Raw genomic sequence first — 15,916 nt, 5'->3', positions numbered from 1 at the left:
ACCTTTCAAACAGAATGAATCAGAGCATCCACTTAAGAAGAATGTCAAACAACCTTGCATTTGAAACGGGTAACACTAGAATAGTGACCCAACCAGCTAAACATCGAATCATTCTTGTGGAGTGACACGCTATTTTACGGATAAGCCTCAAAAAGAGGGATCCAGGAGGAACGCACATCTATCTCTCTGCCAAAAGTGATTATAGCACGATATTTACTGATTGAGGTCCAACGTGTCAACTAATTCATCTGAACAATAAGGAGTAAGTTATCAAGGAACGTTCGGGTTGGTTTTGAACCATCGACCCTATATCTATCTTACAAGGAGGAATTATTAATGAACACGATGGACAAAGACTATGAAGCACAGAAACTAAGAATATTTGATATGGCTTGGCCGGATGTCAAAGAGATGCTTAGTAAGACCGATGTGGTAGTGGTTCCTGTCGGGAGTACGGAACAGCATGGCCCTCATCTTCCGTGCGGTATTGACAGTTATGCCGGGTATTATGTGGCTATGGAGGCTTCCAAGAAGGCCCAAGTACCAGTAGCTCCTTTGATGCCGTATGGCTACAGTCCTTTCCATATGCGGCCGAATGAGCCCGGAACTCTTACTTTAAGCGCATCAACGTTTTACCATGTGATGTATGATATCGGACGCAGCCTAATCTATCATGGATTTAAGAAGATAGTATTTGTTACTGGACACACTGCTAACATGCCTACACTGGATTATGTTATCCGTGCGCTGCGCTATGAAACTGGAGCATTGGCTGTTGCTTATGCCGGGGACACGGAAATGTTTGCGGATCGTTGCCAGGATCTGATCGACGGACCCGACGAATTACCTGGTTGGCATTGTGGGGAGGTAGAAACTTCTGGTGCTATGCTGTTTTGTCCAGAATTAGTGCGCACTGAGCGCATGGTTAAAGGGCTTCCTTTTTCACCAGATTGGTTGCCTGAGGGGTGTGAGAAAGACAGTGGTTCCGGGTTTAATATGAAGTACAAAGGATACCCGATTCATGTCGCTTTTGATCAATGGGAGTACTCAGAGGCTGGAGTTATGGGCAATCCTTTTTTGGCTAGCGCAGAAAAAGGAGAAAAAATATATTCACGAATGATTGATTTGTTTGCGGAATTTTTAATTAAGCTTAAGGATACCGAAGTAACCATTACAAAACGGGATTTCCCCGAAAGGTGGTAAAGCAGTGAGTAAATCCTTACAACGTTTTTTAGCAGAAAGGGTACGTCTGGAAGGTGTCTCCGAACGGGCTAAAATGATGGAGATTGCTGCCAATTACAAAGACACAGTTAACTTGGGACGGGGGGACCCGGATCTGGAAACTCCTCAGTATATTATTAAAGCTGCCCAGGATGCTCTTGTGAACGGTGCTACACACTATTCCCCTTGGGCTGGTATTTTGCCATTGCGGAAAGCTATCGCTAAATATCTAGCCGATTTCGATAAAGTAGCTTATGATCCGGCCCAGGAAATTATGGTTACGACGGGTGCCCAAGAGGCCATTGTCACCACAATTCTTACTTTAGTGAATCCCGGAGATGAGATCCTGGTTCCAGAACCGCGGTACACTCCTTATGATTTTTCCATCGCCCTGGCAGGCGGTCGATTGGCTCCGGTCCCTACATTTGCAGAGGACAATTGGTCAGTTACGGTAAGAGAATTGGAGAAAATAGTTACACCAAGAAGTAAGATCCTGCTTTTAATCAATCCGAATAATCCTACAGGTACTTTAATGGGGATAGAAGAACTGACTGAAATTGCCGACTTTGCTATAAAGCATGATTTAATTGTTATTTCCGATGAATTGTATTCCGGATTATTATTTGAACGGGTACCATGGACCAGTATTGCCGCCTTGCCGGGGATGAAGGAAAGAACAATTGTGATCAATGGTTTTTCCAAAACATACTCTATGACAGGCTGGCGTTTAGGTTATTTAGCAGGTCCAGCCGAGCTTGTACAGCCTATGCTGGAAGTGCACTACAGTTTAACAATTTGCGCGCCAGCGGTTAGCCAAGCAGCTGGTTTGGCGGCTCTTAACGATAATCAAGGAGCGGTAGCGGAGACGGTTAAGATCTATGAAGAACGACGCAATTTAGCTATGCAGCGTCTGGATGAAATCGGAATACCGTATGTGAAGCCTATGGGCACTTTTTATATTTTCCCTCAAATCTCAAAGTACGGTTTAAGTAGTTTTGATTTTAGCGTACGTCTTTTGGATCAGGCTAATGTGATGGTATTTCCCGGAACAGCCTTTGGACCGGCAGGAGAGGGTTTTGTCCGCATTTCCTTATTGAGGCCATATATAGAAGTGGAAGAGGGCTTCAACCGGATGGCAAGGGTTTTGGGTAAGTGGTAGAAGATATTAAATTATTTTAAGAGGGAGGTAAGGCTTAATCAATATTTAAGAAGGAGTGAAAAAGAGTAAAAAGTAAAAAAATTCGTTGCCAACATAGCTAGCTTTTCATATTGGAATTCCTAATTAGAATAATTAAGGAGGTCTTTTAAAAATGAAAATTGGCAAAGGTATTCGTCTATTTGCTATTGGTGCATTAATTACATCAGTTACCCTGTTTACAACTGCTTGTGGAACTACTGATACTGCCAAGCCGCAGGACAAAGGTACCCAGAAAGCAGCAAGTGATTATCCCAATCGGGCTGTAACTTTGATCGTGGCTTATGGACCTGGTGGAACCGACACAACAGCAAGGTTATTAGCTGCTGGATTAGAAAAACAACTGGGACAACCTGTGACAGTGCAAAACGTGACTGGCGGCGGTGGCTGGACTGGCTGGGGTCAACTGGCTAATGCTAAACCGGATGGATATACTATCGGCTATATAAATGTACCAAACATGTTTTCTGGTTATCTCGATCCCAAACTGAAAAGGACAGAGAATTTGGAAAGCTTTATTCCGATTATGAACCATGTTACAGACGCCGGAGTTTGGATTGTCAATGCGGATAGTCAGTTTAAGACCTTGCAAGATCTGCTGGATTATGCAAAAGCAAATCCTAGCAAAGTAACGATTGCCTGTCATGGGGTTGGTGGCGATGACGATCTCGGACGCATGCAGGTTGAAAAAGCTACAGGTGCTAAATTTAGTGTAATTCAAAATACCGGAACAGCAGACAGCTTAACCCAACTCCTTGGCAAGCATGTTGATGTTGTTGGAGCTAATGTCAGTGAAGTACTCAGCCTGCAAAAAGAAGGGAAAATTCGGGTTTTAGGAATCTTAAACGATAAGGAATCTGAATTCCTTCCTGGCGTTAAAACCTTTAAGGAACAAGGCATTGATGCTATTGCTTTCGCCGGACGTGGTATTGCAGCCCCAGCAGGAACACCAGCGGATGAGATTGCTAAAATCACCGATACACTGAAAAAGACTATAAATGACCCGGCACATCAGGCAAAAGCAAAAGAAATGGGCCTGGCTTTGGATGTCAAGACTGGTGCCGATTATGCAAAATTCCTAAAAACCAATGAACAACTCGTTAAGAATCTCATGGGATGGTAATACCCAAGGGAATCTAAGAATTATTCAACTGATAAATATCTGATTTAAGATTTATCAAGACTAAAGGGTATCCTCGAATCCTGAAATCCTCAAAAGGATTTTAGGATTCGGACTAACCCATTAAATTGTTGAATAGGATGATAAGCTATGAGTCAACGTACCGTGGATCGAATAATTGTACTTTTTTTGCTTGTAATGAGTATTAGCCTTTATGTGATCGCAGAAGGTTTCCCAAGTGGTGCAGATACATTTCCTAAAGTGATGTTAAGTTTCATTTTTATCTTTAGTCTCATTTTACTGTGGACTACTTTTCGTTCTAAGAAAATTGAAACTTCTAATGAAGTAAAAATCGATTTTAGAAAAGCTGGTCGACCCTATCTGACTTTAATCTTTTGTGTTATCTACGTATTTGGAGTTCAATACCTTGGTTTTTTTGTTTCGACAGCTATTTTTGGGGCACTATTTATGATGTATTTAGGAGTTAAAAATTACTTAACGATTTTAATATCCCTTGCCAGTCTCTTAAGTGTAGTCTATTTGCTTTTTGTATTACAATTACGTGTGCCTCTTCCAAAGGGGATTTTGTTTTAATGGGGTGTAAATATGGATGTTTCTATCTCCACGATTCTTACTAATGTGTTTACATTCAATAGTATGATTGCCATATTTATAGGAATTATCGGCGGTATTGTGATTGGTTCTTTGCCTGGTCTGACAGCCAATATGGGTGTGGCATTACTGGTGCCGGTGACATTTGGTATGGAGACATCTGCAGGTCTGCTTATGCTGGTAGCACTATATACGTCGGCTATCTATGGCGGTTCCATATCGGCGATATTGCTTCACACTCCAGGGACTTCGGCTTCAGCTGCAACAGCTATTGACGGGTACGAATTGACGAAACAAGGTAAAGCTGGGTCGGCCTTGCGAATATCAACCTATAGTTCAGTGTTTGGTGGGGTTGTCAGTGGTATTGCACTCCTTGCGCTCACGCCCCCTTTGTCTAAAGTTTCATTATTATTTGGACCGTCAGATTACTTTCTCTTGGCTGTTTTCGGTTTGACAATGATTGCTGGAGTAGCCTCAGATTCTTTACTGAAGGGACTAATTTCAGGGTTTCTAGGCTTACTTTTAGCGACCTTCGGTACGGATTTAAGTTCGGGATTTCCGCGCTTTACATTTGGAATTACCGGTTTAATATCCGGGGTTTCTTTTGTTCCGGCGATGATTGGTCTGTTTTCGCTCTCTCAGGTGATGATAATGGTAGAGACAGCAAAGGAACAAGGGAAGTTCGAAACGCGCAAAGTGTTAGATTGGCGTTGGGTACCGACACTGTCAGAAGTAAAGAAAGTTTGGATAGCTGTTATTCGTTCGTCGGGAATTGGAGTCTTAATAGGAATTTTGCCCGGTGCCGGCGGGGATATCGCTTCGTGGGTCAGCTATAATGAAGCAAAACGTTTTTCCAAGAATAAAAAAGAATTTGGTAAAGGTTCTATCGAAGGGGTAGCGGCAAGTGAGTCAGCCAACAATGCTGTTACTGGAGGTTCCCTGATTCCACTATTGACTTTGGGTATTCCTGGAAGCGGAACTGCGGCGGTATTGTTGGGAGCCTTAATGATTAAAGGATTGATGCCTGGTCGGGAGTTGTTCACAAAATATGCAGATGTAACCTATACGGTTATGGTAGGTTTTCTCGTTGCTAATATATTAATGGGTGTTTTTGGGATGATTATTGCCCGATATGCTACAAATATTACTAGGATCCCCAATAGAGTTTTAGCACCGATTGTTACTGCCCTTTGTGTACTAGGTTCATTTTCTATGGGCAACAGCATGTTTGATGTTTGGGTGATGATAGTATTTGGGTTAATAGGATATATCATGCGTAAGTACCAATTTCATCCGGCGCCTGTTGTGTTGGGACTAATTCTGGGACCGATGGCTGAAAAAGGCTTTGGACAATCAGTCGTTTTAGCGCATGGCAATTTAGCTGGTTATTATTTCAGTCGTCCGATTAGCGTTATTCTCATTATTCTAATTGCCGGAGCAATTTTCTCTCCGTTTATTGCCAAGCTGTTCCGACGCAATCGAGTAACTGAAACGTAATAATAGAACACAAGGGGAAGTGAATAAAGTGTCAGAAAGTATAGTTGGTTCAACCCTAACCGAAAAAATTTTAGCCCTGTCGACTGACAGAGATAAAGTCAGGGCAGGAGATTTTATTGATAGCAAAGTTGACTTAGTAATGACTCATGATCATCAAGGACCAATGACATTGCTGGAGTTCTCTAAATTACCGGTTAAAAAAGTTTGGGACCACAGCCGCGTAGTGATGGTAATAGACCACCGTACTCCGTCACAGACTGAGAAAGCAGCCGAGAATCATCATTTGATGCGCCTTTTTGCAAAAGAACAAGGCATTCAAAATTTCTATGATACAGGCGAGGGTGTTTGTCACGATTTGATTGCGGAAAGAGGACATGTTGTACCCGGAATGGTGTTTGTGGCTACCGATTCTCATACTGTCACCGCAGGCGCTTTAGGAGCTTTTGCGACAGGGATTGGTTCCAGTGAAATGGCCTCGGTCTTGGCGACCGGACGTCTGTGGTTTATGGTGCCGGAAACAGTTCGGATTGAAATGAAAGGGTCTTTAACCACGGGCGTTTATGGTAAAGATATTGCCTTACATTTATTGCGCATGGTAGGGACGAGCGGTTTTGATTATAAAGCAGTTGAATTTTTAGGGCCCGCAACTGGCGAAATATCGATGGACAGCCGTATGTCACTATGTAATATGTGCTTGGAAGCGGGAGCTAAAAACGCGGTCTTTGAGCCGGATGAAATTACTAAGGATTATTTGAATCAAAAAGGTATTCAAAACTATCCTATTTTGAAAAGTGACAAGGACGCTAAATATTTGAAACAGATAGATATTGATTTATCTGATCTGGAACCTTTGGTAGCTGAACCCTATTCTCCTGACAAAGTAAAGACGGCTGTGGAAATAGAGAAGGAATGTGTGACTATTAACCAAGCAATCATTGGAACTTGTACCAATGGGCGATACGAGGATATAGAAGCAGCCGCCCGTATTCTGAAAGGCAAGAAAGTCGCACCTGGAGTACGTCTACTTATAGTACCTTCTACACGTCCACTCTGGCTGCGTGCTTCCCAAGAGGGCTTACTGGATATTTTCATGCAGGCAGGTGCGATAGTCAGTTATCCTTGTTGTGGACCTTGCGGCGCCTACGGTATGGGGGCGATGGCCAATGATGAGACTTGTATTACTACCGGAAGCCGAAATTTTGTGGCTAGGCTGGGTGCACCGAAAGCAAAAATATATCTTGGTAATGCTGCAACCGTGGCTGCCTCTGCTGTAGCAGGGCACATAGTCGACCCACGATCTTATCTAAAGGAGGACTAAAAATGGGAACCAATTATTCCGGAAGAGTATGGTTATTATCAGATGGAGTTGATACAGGACAATTGATACCTGGTCAGTATTTGCCAATAACTGATCCATATGAACTTGCACACCACGCGCTTGAGGCAGTGCGACCTGAATTTACTGCCGGTGTGCAGCAGGGAGATATTATTGTTGCCGGGAAAAACTTTGGCTGTGGTTCAAGTCGTGAACATGCTGCCAAGGCTCTAAAGTTTGCCGGTATTTCAGTCGTCTTAGCAGAATCATTCGCGCGTATCTTCTTTCGGAATGCTTTTAATATCGGGATGGCTGCGATACCATTGCCTGGAATTACAAAAATTGTTTCTGAAGGGGACAGGCTTGAGGTTTCTTTGGCAGAAGGCAAAGTAAAAAATCTTACAACTGGGGTTGAAATTAGCTTTGCCCAATTACCTCCGGTAATGGTTAGGATCCTAGAAAGCGGTGGAATCATTCCCTATACATCTGACAAATTGAAGGCCGGTTGTGGTGATTCCGTTGGATAATATTATAAATACAGATGTAATCGTAGTGGGCGGGGGGCTTGGAGGATTAAACGCTGCCCGTACGGCGGCGGAAAAAGGGTCGCGTGTAGTATTAATAGATAAAGCGCGCATTGGTACCAGTGGCCCTACTGCGTTTGCTGCCGGTGATATTCTCTGCTGGTTTCCTGAAGAAGATGCACTAGACGATTGGGTAAATGATTATATAAATGCCGGTGAAGGTCTAAATTATGAGGAGCGGATTAGGAGCTTTTTAGAGGGTCAATATAGATTAGTCGAAGAATTGCATAAGTCCGGTTTCCCTTTTGCGATGGATTCCGCTGGATCATTTATACGTCGCTCAGGCCGGGGGCCGATGACTAAATGTGTTTTGGCCCCAATGTTGCAATTTCAAGAGGAAAATCGCAGACGGTGCTTGGATTTAGGAGTTCGTTTTTTGGAACGTGTCAGTATTGAACAAATCGTTATGTCAGACGGCTGCCCGGCTGGAGTAGTTGGTTTTAACGTTTTGACCGGTGAAACAGTAAAAGTGAGTGCCCCGTCGATAGTGCTTGCTTCGGGAGGGTGTAGCTACAGAGGCCCCTTCTTTGGACAAGATGTGGTGGCGGGAGAAGGTTTGCGTCTAGCTCTGCAGGCAAAAGCCCTGCTTGCTTATATGGAATACGGAAACCATTATAATGTCAGTTTGGCTGCTTTTGATTCCTATGGACAGTCTAAGTTCATGGCTCATGGAGGACGGTATGTTAATGAACAAGGTGAGGCTTTTTTGGATAGGAATGGTAGTAGTCCACTAGGCAATAAAATAAATGGCAATGCTGCTGTCAAAGCAATGGCAGAAGAAGTTCAGGCTGGTCATGGTCCAATATATATGGATTTAACGCAGTTTAAGGATTGGGATTTAGTGACTAATTTAATGCCAAACCTAATGTTGGCCCTGCAAAAAAGTCAGGTTGATTTATCGAACCATAGGCAATTGGTGATACCGGCATTTACCGGTACTTCAAACGCTTCGGCAGCTGGTATTTTTATTGACAATAATGCCTGTAGTACAGTTCCAGGCTTGTTTGCCGCCGGAGACTGTGCAGCTAAAGGATTGATAGTGGGTGCCTGTGTTGGGATAACTGGAATCAGTTTGGCTTGGGCTAATTATACGGGTAGCTTAGCCGGTCAAAATGCGGCGGCTTATGCTTTGGAGGTTAACTCAATAACAGCGGAGGAAGAACTTTGGCAGATTGCTGAAACAAATATGTTACAACCACTGAAGAGAAAGTCTGGAGCAAGGGAACTTCTGAATGAATTAACAGGCTTGATAAGCAGATTGGATGTCAGTCTGATCAAGAGTGAAAACAGACTGAAAGAAGCGTTAACCAAGGTTCGGCAAATCTCCGCGATGTTAGATAATGAGATTGGTGCGGACGGTAGTCATGATCTAATGTTATGGCATGAAGCAAGAAGTTCCGCCCAGGTGGCCGAAGCATCATTAATATCCGCTTTAGCACGCAGAGAGACTCGTGGCGCACATTACCGTGAGGACTATTCCACCAAGGATCCCGGCATGGAATTTCCTCTAGGAATTATGAGTGATGAAAAGCATCTTACAGTCCAGTGGATTAAAAAAGGGGCTGACTAAAGTGACAATCAAGCAAATTGATAGAAACTTATGTATTGAGTGCTTGCAATGTGTAGAAATCTGCCCCATGAATGTCCTTTTTGCAACGGAAAATTCAGGTGTTGAAATTCGTTATGAACTAGATTGTCAAAGCTGTTATCTATGTGAACTAGCTTGCCCGAGTGGCGCGATCGTGGTTCTGCCTTGGCGAGCCTTCGAGCTGCCGGATTATTATGGTATTGGGGGAGTTGATAAATTTGAAGACCCAAAATAATTGGCTCCATGATTTATCACAGCCGATAGCAAGTGGGTATGGAGAATTACCGGGCCATCCATCCACAATACTGGAGTCTTTTCAGTTTCATGAAACCCATGGACGAAATAATGCTTCCCTAACTATGAGTATTCATGTGGGTACCCATGTTGATGCACCCTATCATTTTTATACTGACGGAAAAACTATCGATAGAGTAGCACCAGAAATATTTTGTGGTCAGGCGGTTATAGTGGATTTGGTAGATAAAGTGAAGAACGATTATGCCATAACCGTTGTAGATGTGAAAGATAGTTTGGTTAATATAGGAGTAACCAATTTAGAAGGTTGGAGACTGATCCTTCATACAGGATGGAGCAAGCATTATAACACTAGTCGTTATTATAGTCACAACCCCCATATTTCCATGGAACTTGCTCATTGGTTGGTAGATTCTAAGGTTCCAATGATAGGTTTGGATTTTCCTCCCGATGGGATCGGGGATGAATTAGTTGTGCCGGCGCCCGCACCTGTGCATCAGATCCTTTTAAAGGGAGAAGTATGTATTTTAGAGAACTTGACCGCTCTAGATGAGCTGCCGGAAAGAAAGGTAGAATTAATATGTTTACCTATCAAATTAGTAGGAGCGAGTGGTGGGCCGGCCCGAGCATTGGCCAGAGCTAGGAGAGGGTAGATATGGCATTAAAAATTGCGGCCATCCAGATGAGAGGCGTAATTACCTTAAATGATACTCTCCGGCGGATGGAACAACTAGTTCAAAGTGCAGCAGAGCAAGAAGTACAAATTGCCTGTTTCCCCGAACTGGCTTTGAGTGGTTATTTTCCTAGAAGTAAACCGGATACAGGCTATCGGAAATACTTTTTGGAAGATAACGATGAATTTTTACAGAGTATCAGCGCAATGGCTTTGAGCTATAAAATGGCTTTGATCATTCCCTATGCGGAAAGAGAGGAAAGTAATTATTATAATACGGCGCTGGTAGTTGATAAGGATGGAAAAATGATTGGCAAATATAGAAAAATGCATTTGCCGTTAGACCAGCCGGACGTTATGGGGAGAGTGCGCAATTATGAAAGAAGGTACTTTTCTCTAGGAAATTTGGGTTTCCCGGTTTTTGAAACAGAAGGGTTGAAATTTGGCATTCAGATTTGTTTTGATCGCCATTTTCCGGAGGGTTTTCGTTGTTTGGCACTGGCTGGAGCCCAGGTGGTATTTCTACCAACAAACTCGCCTTCTTATGGTCGCAGAGATCGATTGCAACAGTGGCGACAATTATTAGCAGTCAGAGCATATGAAAACGGAATTTATCTAATTGCTGCAGCAAAGGCTGGAGTGGAGGAGAATATTTCCTATCTAGGCGGTAGTGCAGTGATATCTCCAAGAGGGGAGATTTTGGCAGAGGCTCAGGGCGAGGACGATGAATTAGTAGTGGCTTCAATCGACCTGACAAAACTAGATGAGGCCCGGACCGATTTACCTTATCATTTAGCTCGGCGTCCTGGAATGTATAATATATTATTGGAACGTACTTTAAAAAAACGGGTATAAGGCTATATTAGGAGGAGAATGAAAATGAAAGAATTTGATATTGAAAAAGGACCATGGAGAACTGAGCATGCTTGGGTGAGTTCATATAACTTTATGAATGGTGAGGATAAACTGCCACATGTCTCAATTCATGATACTACTTTGCGCGACGGTGAACAGGCTCCTGGGGTTATGTTTGATGCAGATACCAAGTTTAAACTTGCTCAAAAACTCGATGCTTGTGGAATTGAGTACATTGAAGCAGGTTTCCCCGCCGTCGGTCCTGCAGAAAAAGAAAGTGTTAAGAGAATAGCCAATGCCGGTTTAAAGGCTAAAATTACGTGTTTGGCGCGGGCTAATAAGGAGGATATCCTCACCGCCAAAGAATGTGGTGTCTGGGGCCCAATCGTGGAAATACCAGCTGGTCATCCCAGAATTAAGTATCAATTTGGCTGGGAAGAAGATACTGTCATCGAAAAAGCCTATGCTGCTGTTTCCCAATCAAGGGACTACGGACAAAATCCATCTTTGTTTCTAATGGATGTGTTCAGAGCAACGCCCAGTTTTATTGAAAAAATTATTCGTAAGGCAGTTAATGAAGCTGGAGCTGCGCGGTTGACGCTTGTTGATACAACCGGGGTTGCTACACCTCAAGCTATCAATGCAATTTTTAAATTCGCCAGAGAAATTACCAATACTCCACTCGAAATTCACTGTCATAATGATTTTGGCTTAGCAATTGCTAATAGCCTTGAAGGCGTTCGGATGGGCGCTACCAGTATTAGCTCTTCTTTTATCGGTTTAGGGCAAAGGGCGGGTAACACGGCGACCGAAGAGATTATAATGGCCTTAGAATTGCTTTATGGGATCAAAACAGGAGTCGATTTAACGAAGCTTCAAGCACTGGCTAGTAAAGTCAGCGAATTATCAGGTTATTCCCTGTCTCCCCATAAGCCGATCGTGGGAAGTGGGAATTTTACATGGGAGGCCGGCATCCCTGTAGCAGCCCTCTCGAAAATGCCGGTTACAGTGGAACCTTTTGAGCCTGAATTGTTAGGCAGAAAACATGATATCGTAGTTGGGAAGAAGAGCGGTAAAGCAAATATCATTTGGCGTTTAAAAGAATTAAACTTAGAAGTACCGTCTGATGAGAAATTAAGTCAGTTATTAGATGATATTAAAGGATTATCGGTCCAATTAGGACGGGCCATCAATAACGAGGAGTTTATAGATATAGTAAAAAAGTAAAATTAGCCAAAAAGCCGATTTCAAAGATATGTGAGCTGAATTTGGAAAGGAGGAGATTTTTGATGAAAAGTTTTTTTGTTCACAATGAATCTGTAAAAATACATGTACTGGAGAATGGAATATTTTCTAGTAAAACGCCATCACTACTTGTAATCGGCGGACTTTGGGAGCCAGCAGAGCGGGCTATTCCAATACTTTCCGAGCTTTCTAGTCATGTTGTTGCCTTGAGTTTTCGTGGTCGTGGTTTAAGTTCAACTCCTGCAACAGGCTACGATCTTGACGATCACCTCTCTGATATTGATGCAGTTGTTAAGCATTGCCAGCTTCAAAACTATTGTGTTCTAGGATTTTCACGGGGTGCATCCTATGCACTTGGATGGAGTTTTAAGAATCAACAGAACATGCGTGGACTTATCCTCGTCGACCAACCCCCAATACATAGTAAACCAGGTCTTGGATATGTAGATTTTTGGTCCAACCTTGTATATTTGGGAGTGCCACTACTCAATTTCATGCGTCGTAGAGCACTAGAAGGACTTGAGAGAGATGCAATCGAAGTTGATTTTTCTTCCCGATTGTCACAATTGCAGATCCCCGTTACTTTTTTTGTTGGTAGAAATAAAGAATCTAAGATACCATCGGATATCTCAGATGAAACTTTACAATTGTACACACAAGCGATCCCCTCTTGTGAGGTTGTAAAGTTTCTGAAGTCTGGGCATATGATTCCAGATGAAGAACAACAAAAGTATATCCTAGAAATTGCTTCGTTTATCAAGAAAAGAGAATGTAAGTAATTCTTATCATAAGTCACTGTTGCCATGCATTATTCACAACATTCTTATTTAATGCATTAATAAAGTTCGAGGGGAACGTTTAAGGGACTCCCCTCCATGGTCGTCTCTGAATTGCGGGGCATAGTCCGTCGCCTAACAGACACTTTCTTATAAGTAGCGCTATGTAGGCAGTCTTTCTTGGAGTAGATTTTATTTTATGGATAAGTGAGGTTTACCGATGTTCATACTGGTTATGAATCATGGAACAATTTCAAAAACAGTACCTTGGTTAAAATCAGTCACTTTCATAGAGCCATAAACCCCTAAATATAGTCTGGTTTGATCCAGATTCGTTCCCAAACTAACATAAAAGGCTGATTGAGACCCAAAATTATAATCGGTTTCAATAACATTAAAATCATTTAGTTTACAATCTGTTCTTACCCTGGTATAAGCTAAAACCCCTCTAACGGTCGGTAGAGATTTATCATTCCGAGCTAGATCGGTAAACACAACACTTCCCGTTAAATCGGGGATTTCATTCCCCATATATGGCTGGACTCCAGTAAGTGCAGTTCCTCCAAACTTATCGGGGCGGGGATCTTTATGAAAATAACTAATTAGAGGCTGAAGACGCTGCACTGAAGTTTTTACTGCTTCATTGTAATAAGCAATTGTTTTTTCATTTATAGTCGGATTTGCAGAGCAGTCTCTTATTATCGAAGCAGGAAAAGCACCTTCCCACCCTCGCCAGCCAAAGTTAATAAATCCTTCTTGGTCAGGTTCAGATTTCATTACATAAGCATGAATAAGCTCAGTAACCGGTATTGCTTTATAATGAACAAATGAAAAAATCGACTCTACCAGATCCTGTCCGACATTTCCCACATATTTGATATACTGATTATAGAACCATTGAAATGAAATGCCTGATATATTGCGAACCCCTTTGGCAATTACCGTAAGCGTTTCCTGAATAGATGTGGGAAGTTCATTAAAACGTGTAACTACGGGTGGATTATTAATAAATGTATTCTTAACTACATCAATTTCAATTATTTTACCGGCGATTTCCATATCATCCTGGCTTAAATTAAATGGATCATACCCTGATCCACCATCTCCGGTTGTTAAAACAAGTTTTCCAGTTTCAGGTGAAACGTTTAAGCTATTGACACCATTATGATTAAAAAATGGTCTTCTTAAATTAAGTAATGTCCGCCGTTTTTGAAGTTGACCATTCGATTGTAAAATCCATTCTTCAACTGTATCAATATGATCATATTGAATTTCTCTATTTATCCACTTTAGGTTTAAGGTTTTGGGGACACATGGGTTAGGCTTAAAGGATTCAGGAAGAGCACCTGGACCTTGTGTTCCAGCCACTGAATAATGAAGATAAAACAGGCCGTTATAATAAAATTCGGGATGAAACGCTAGACCTATCAATCCCCGTTCATCATATCCACGACCAGAAGCACCTAGTTTTATGATTTGCGGGCGAATATCTAAAAAAGTCCCTATAACTCCATTTCCAATGTAAAAGATCTCTCCTGTCTGAGTTGCAATAAATAATCTTTCGATTGAATCACCCGGAAGTATAGTTGTTTTTAAAACAGTGGGTAAATTTATCTTACTAAGAATGGGCCGTAAACTAACTTTTATCAAGTAACTTTATTCTCCTTCTTATTGTTATCTTTTATAAGAATATGACTATAACTGTTCTATTAGTACCAAATTAAGGGCTGGGAATCTTTCCGCACCAGCGCTAGGGGCCTACCTTTTTTGTTTAGAATGTTGGATAAATTATCACAATTTGGGGAGCCCCCCCGGGATGGGGCATATTCGATGTTGAAATTAACATACCCAATGAGGATTCAAAGGTATTGGCTAGTTACTCAAAACGGTGTGAGGCATGTCACACCTTATCCATTCACTAAGTAGTATAATGGTTAAGGGTGTGTTTTATGAAGATTGGAATTTTAGTTCGAGAAGAAACTATGCAGATTTGCACGGGAAAAGGCTGCCTTAACGCTTTTTTTCAAAGAAAGGATTCCTTTACCAGATATACTGAGGAAATAGAATTACTAACGTTTACTCACACTGGCGGTGATTTAAATCGTAAGATTAAAAACATGATTCAAGCCGGGATAGAATATGTACACCTTTCTTCCTGCCTGAGAGCAAGGTCACCAGACTATGCCTCATTAGTTGAACGACTATCTGAGCATTTTACTGTTGTGGGATACACACACGGTCCAGAGGAAAGGACACGGTAGAAGTAATAATTATTGTAAAAGGACTTCTTGCTGACAGGATAGTGTAGAGCTCTATCAGTATTGAAATTTCCATATGTAGTAAAACCATAGATTAGCTTGGCTTTAAGCATTAATGTGTTATACTTCGAAAGTAGATCACTCACATGGGGGCGTTCTAGACTCGCTCGAAGAAGCGGTGGCATGAGTTGCGCGTCGAGATTCCACCTGGTCTCGTTAATCGGTGGACCTTCTTAATTGCAAACGATAATTACGCTCTAGCTGCTTAAGTGCCGCTAGCATTCTGCCTTCTGCACCTACGGTGAAGGGCCAGGGTGTCAAAAAAGTAGGTTACTCTAATCTTTAGTAGAATTAATTATAGGAGGACATGTTATGAAAATTTCAAAGAAAGATGCGTTGTTTTGGTTTGAATTCTTTTCAATATTGCCAGAGGATGAGGATGTTATGACAAAACAACAAGAAATCATTTACGCTACCTTTGCACAAATTGAGGCTGCGATCGATCATAGAAATGATATGTTAATGTCGGAAATCAGAGGCTTGAAAACTTTGGAGAATAGAACTTTTTTTGTGGGAAATGAAAGCAAATTCCCCAAAGGATGTCGTTCTTGTCTGTTGGGAACCGGTTTGAGTTCAATCAGGAAAACGAACAAATGTAACTTAGAGTGTAAGTTCTGCTATCATTATGGAGAACTGGATGATATTGTTCCGGTTGGCGAAGG

15 protein-coding genes, 1 other RNA gene and 1 pseudogene are annotated in these 15,916 nt (G+C 42.0%); 16 read left to right on the top strand and 1 reads right to left on the bottom strand.

What is annotated here, in order from left to right; genetic code table 11:
• Positions 1-336: 336 nt before the first annotated feature.
• From JL57_RS12160 to JL57_RS34265, 13 genes are all read left to right on the top strand, one after another.
• Positions 337-1,203, top strand: a complete 867-nt coding sequence (locus JL57_RS12160) for a creatininase family protein (protein WP_291300007.1) — start codon at positions 337-339, stop codon at positions 1,201-1,203.
• Positions 1,204-1,207: 4 nt separating this feature from the next.
• On the top strand, positions 1,208-2,380 hold the full coding sequence (locus JL57_RS12155) for a pyridoxal phosphate-dependent aminotransferase (protein ID WP_034142312.1): 1,173 nt from the start codon (positions 1,208-1,210) through the stop codon (positions 2,378-2,380).
• A 151-nt stretch (positions 2,381-2,531) separates the two neighbouring features.
• A complete protein-coding gene (locus JL57_RS12150) occupies positions 2,532-3,539 on the top strand; it encodes a tripartite tricarboxylate transporter substrate binding protein (protein ID WP_291300006.1) in 1,008 nt (335 codons plus the stop codon).
• 147 nt (positions 3,540-3,686) lie between these two features.
• Positions 3,687-4,130, top strand: coding sequence for a tripartite tricarboxylate transporter TctB family protein (locus JL57_RS12145; RefSeq protein ID WP_034142311.1), 444 nt, complete (start codon positions 3,687-3,689; stop codon positions 4,128-4,130).
• A gap of 12 nt (positions 4,131-4,142) precedes the next feature.
• Entirely contained in the window at positions 4,143-5,645 is a 1,503-nt protein-coding gene (locus JL57_RS12140; protein ID WP_045691551.1) for a tripartite tricarboxylate transporter permease, read from the top strand.
• Positions 5,646-5,673: 28 nt separating this feature from the next.
• On the top strand, positions 5,674-6,963 hold the full coding sequence (locus JL57_RS12135; protein ID WP_291300005.1) for a 3-isopropylmalate dehydratase large subunit: 1,290 nt from the start codon (positions 5,674-5,676) through the stop codon (positions 6,961-6,963).
• A 2-nt stretch (positions 6,964-6,965) separates the two neighbouring features.
• The gene (locus JL57_RS12130; RefSeq protein ID WP_034142310.1) at positions 6,966-7,487 is read left to right on the top strand and encodes a 3-isopropylmalate dehydratase small subunit; all 522 of its coding nucleotides are present in this window, start codon (positions 6,966-6,968) and stop codon (positions 7,485-7,487) included.
• Complete coding sequence (locus tag JL57_RS12125) at positions 7,480-9,114, top strand: FAD-binding protein (protein WP_291300004.1); 1,635 nt, start codon at positions 7,480-7,482, stop codon at positions 9,112-9,114. Before JL57_RS12130 ends, JL57_RS12125 begins: the two co-directional genes overlap by 8 nt.
• Position 9,115: 1 nt before the next feature.
• On the top strand, positions 9,116-9,367 hold the full coding sequence (locus JL57_RS12120; RefSeq protein ID WP_034142308.1) for an ATP-binding protein: 252 nt from the start codon (positions 9,116-9,118) through the stop codon (positions 9,365-9,367).
• On the top strand, positions 9,351-10,040 hold the full coding sequence (locus tag JL57_RS12115) for a cyclase family protein (protein WP_034142307.1): 690 nt from the start codon (positions 9,351-9,353) through the stop codon (positions 10,038-10,040). The genes JL57_RS12120 and JL57_RS12115 overlap by 17 nt, the downstream gene beginning before the upstream one ends.
• Positions 10,041-10,042: 2 nt before the next feature.
• A complete protein-coding gene (locus JL57_RS12110) occupies positions 10,043-10,915 on the top strand; it encodes a carbon-nitrogen hydrolase family protein (RefSeq protein ID WP_034142306.1) in 873 nt (290 codons plus the stop codon).
• A gap of 24 nt (positions 10,916-10,939) precedes the next feature.
• Positions 10,940-12,142 carry a LeuA family protein gene (locus JL57_RS12105; protein WP_291300003.1) on the top strand — a complete coding sequence of 401 codons (1,203 nt, stop codon included), beginning with the start codon at positions 10,940-10,942 and terminating at the stop codon, positions 12,140-12,142.
• A 62-nt stretch (positions 12,143-12,204) separates the two neighbouring features.
• Complete coding sequence (locus JL57_RS34265; RefSeq protein ID WP_291300002.1) at positions 12,205-12,939, top strand: alpha/beta fold hydrolase; 735 nt, start codon at positions 12,205-12,207, stop codon at positions 12,937-12,939.
• Between the two features lie 237 nt (positions 12,940-13,176).
• On the opposite strand, the gene JL57_RS12095 is transcribed toward JL57_RS34265, so the two are convergent.
• On the bottom strand, positions 13,177-14,586 hold the full coding sequence (locus JL57_RS12095; RefSeq protein ID WP_034142305.1) for a sorbosone dehydrogenase family protein: 1,410 nt from the start codon (positions 14,584-14,586) through the stop codon (positions 13,177-13,179).
• Positions 14,587-14,885: 299 nt separating this feature from the next.
• Between JL57_RS12095 and JL57_RS12090 the strand changes: the two genes are divergently transcribed.
• The 3 genes and pseudogenes from JL57_RS12090 to JL57_RS12085 all read left to right on the top strand — a co-directional run.
• Positions 14,886-15,197 (top strand): CGGC domain-containing protein, encoded by a 312-nt coding sequence (locus JL57_RS12090; protein ID WP_034142304.1) that lies wholly within the window; start codon positions 14,886-14,888, stop codon positions 15,195-15,197.
• 191 nt (positions 15,198-15,388) lie between these two features.
• Positions 15,389-15,648: a transfer-messenger RNA gene (ssrA, locus tag JL57_RS34260) on the top strand.
• Positions 15,639-15,916, top strand: a pseudogene (locus tag JL57_RS12085) (radical SAM protein); the annotation flags it as partial. The gene ssrA and the pseudogene JL57_RS12085, both read left to right, overlap by 10 nt.

This window comes from Desulfosporosinus sp. BICA1-9, assembly GCF_000802135.1.
This window is presented reverse-complemented; position numbering and strand designations above follow the sequence as displayed.

Coding starts and splice junctions, on each gene's coding strand:
- JL57_RS12160 (WP_291300007.1), top strand. CDS start 337: ATGAACACGATGGACAAAGACTATGAAGCACAGAAACTAAGAATATTT.
- JL57_RS12150 (WP_291300006.1), top strand. CDS start 2,532: ATGAAAATTGGCAAAGGTATTCGTCTATTTGCTATTGGTGCATTAATT.
- JL57_RS12145 (WP_034142311.1), top strand. CDS start 3,687: ATGAGTCAACGTACCGTGGATCGAATAATTGTACTTTTTTTGCTTGTA.
- JL57_RS12140 (WP_045691551.1), top strand. CDS start 4,143: ATGGATGTTTCTATCTCCACGATTCTTACTAATGTGTTTACATTCAAT.
- JL57_RS12130 (WP_034142310.1), top strand. CDS start 6,966: ATGGGAACCAATTATTCCGGAAGAGTATGGTTATTATCAGATGGAGTT.
- JL57_RS12110 (WP_034142306.1), top strand. CDS start 10,043: ATGGCATTAAAAATTGCGGCCATCCAGATGAGAGGCGTAATTACCTTA.
- JL57_RS12105 (WP_291300003.1), top strand. CDS start 10,940: ATGAAAGAATTTGATATTGAAAAAGGACCATGGAGAACTGAGCATGCT.
- JL57_RS34265 (WP_291300002.1), top strand. CDS start 12,205: ATGAAAAGTTTTTTTGTTCACAATGAATCTGTAAAAATACATGTACTG.
- JL57_RS12090 (WP_034142304.1), top strand. CDS start 14,886: ATGAAGATTGGAATTTTAGTTCGAGAAGAAACTATGCAGATTTGCACG.